General features: G+C 43.1%; 3 protein-coding genes. All 3 read left to right on the plus strand.

Going from position 1 to position 1,422, the window contains the following annotated elements; translation table 11 throughout:
- Nucleotides 1-211: 211 nt before the first annotated feature.
- The 3 genes from F6K20_RS38455 to F6K20_RS38465 all read left to right on the plus strand — a co-directional run bounded on the left by F6K20_RS38455 (nt 212) and on the right by F6K20_RS38465 (nt 1,355).
- Complete coding sequence (locus F6K20_RS38455; protein WP_287266755.1) at nt 212-664, plus strand: MerR family transcriptional regulator; 453 nt, start codon at nt 212-214, stop codon at nt 662-664.
- Nucleotides 665-922: 258 nt separating this feature from the next.
- Complete coding sequence (locus F6K20_RS38460; protein WP_287266753.1) at nt 923-1,144, plus strand: hypothetical protein; 222 nt, start codon at nt 923-925, stop codon at nt 1,142-1,144.
- 28 nt (nt 1,145-1,172) lie between these two features.
- A complete protein-coding gene (locus F6K20_RS38465; protein ID WP_502708935.1) occupies nt 1,173-1,355 on the plus strand; it encodes a hypothetical protein in 183 nt (60 codons plus the stop codon).
- Nucleotides 1,356-1,422: the final 67 nt, after the last annotated feature.

The raw sequence follows: 1,422 nt of genomic DNA on the forward strand, positions 1-1,422 counted from the left end.
TCGCTGCGCGATTGGCCGTAGGCCACGCTACGCGATGCTCGGTACGAGCCGCTGCGCGAACGCATCCACCAACCGTATCCTAAACTCTTCCTTTTATTCCCGATTCCCAATTCTGAATTCTAAATTCTAAATTCTAAATTCCCTCAAGTTGTCAATTTTCCTTTTATCCCTTATACTAGTATTATCGGAATATTTAAAGGGGAGACAACAGATGAACAAGTGCGTTGGAACTACTGAAGCAGCATCTCTATTAGGAATTTCTTCTCGAAGATTGCGCCAACTCCTAGAGAAGGGTCGGGTCCGGGGTGCCTATAAAAGCGGGAAATTCTGGATTATTCCTCTGTTCAACCATTTGCCACAAATTACTAAAGGTAATCGTGGACCAAAGGGGAAATGGCGCACTAGTCGTACAACCGCTTTAGCTAAAATTAATGTCAATCGCAATCACATTGGCTCGAATATCAAGAAAAGCCCCAAAGACCGGAAGCCAGTGATTTCAGTTAAACGAAAGGGCACTAATCTCTACGGTAATGAGGTGGAAATCCTTGGTCCGTGTAAGATTGTTTATCAGCCGGATAATCCCCTTGATTGTGGTGCTCGTTTGTGGATCGAAACCTTCAGTGATATTCACTTTATTGGTGGGAGTTTTCCGGCTATTAAGTAGTCGGACAAAACTAAAATTAACTCTTTAAATAGGGAGCAGGGAGCAGGGAGCAGGGAGCAGCAGGGACTTATTGTAGGGTGGGCAAATGACAGAATTCCAGATTATATGGTGATTGGCTATAAATTTGCCCACCCTACTACCCCACAGCGCGATCGCTCTCCCCGCGCCCCCGCCACTATTGCCGCTGTAAGGCATGTTTTCCCTTGACTTTTGCTAACATTTATTTATCGACGTTTTTCCTGATAAATACTGAAATTAATGACTTATCTATTAACAGAGGCTTTTCAGAAAGCACAAAATTTACCAGAAGAGATACAAGACGAACTTGCTCATCAGTTAATCGAAGATATTGAGAATGAACTTAAATGGCTAAAAACATTATCACAATCTCAAACCTCTTTCCTAGACGAATTAGCCCGTAAAGCATTAAATGAATCTAAGATAGGGGAAACGAAAGTTATGGGTTTTGATGAATTATGAAGTTTTTAAGTTATTGTAGGGTGGGCAAATGACAGAATTCCTGATTAAATGGTCAATGGCTATGAATTTGCCCACCCTACTACCTCCCGATTCCCGATTCCCGATTCCCGATTCCCGATTCCCGATTCCCGATTCCCGATTCCCGATTCCCGATTCCCGCTTCCCGATTCCCGATTCCCGATTTCCGATTCCCGATTCCCGATTCCCATGAACTCCCCACAACTAAAACCAGCCTTCAATCTCTTCGTTTTTTCACATTTTCTTCAACTTTTCATATT

The sequence above is a fragment of the Moorena sp. SIO2C4 genome (assembly GCF_010672485.1).
Lineage (GTDB): Bacteria > Cyanobacteriota > Cyanobacteriia > Cyanobacteriales > Coleofasciculaceae > Moorena > Moorena producens.

Excerpts from the sequence above, each read along its gene's own strand:
- F6K20_RS38460 (WP_287266753.1), top strand. The coding sequence starts at position 923 with ATGACTTATCTATTAACAGAGGCTTTTCAGAAAGCACAAAATTTACCA.
- F6K20_RS38455 (WP_287266755.1), top strand. The coding sequence starts at position 212 with ATGAACAAGTGCGTTGGAACTACTGAAGCAGCATCTCTATTAGGAATT.
- F6K20_RS38465 (WP_502708935.1), top strand. The coding sequence starts at position 1,173 with ATGACAGAATTCCTGATTAAATGGTCAATGGCTATGAATTTGCCCACC.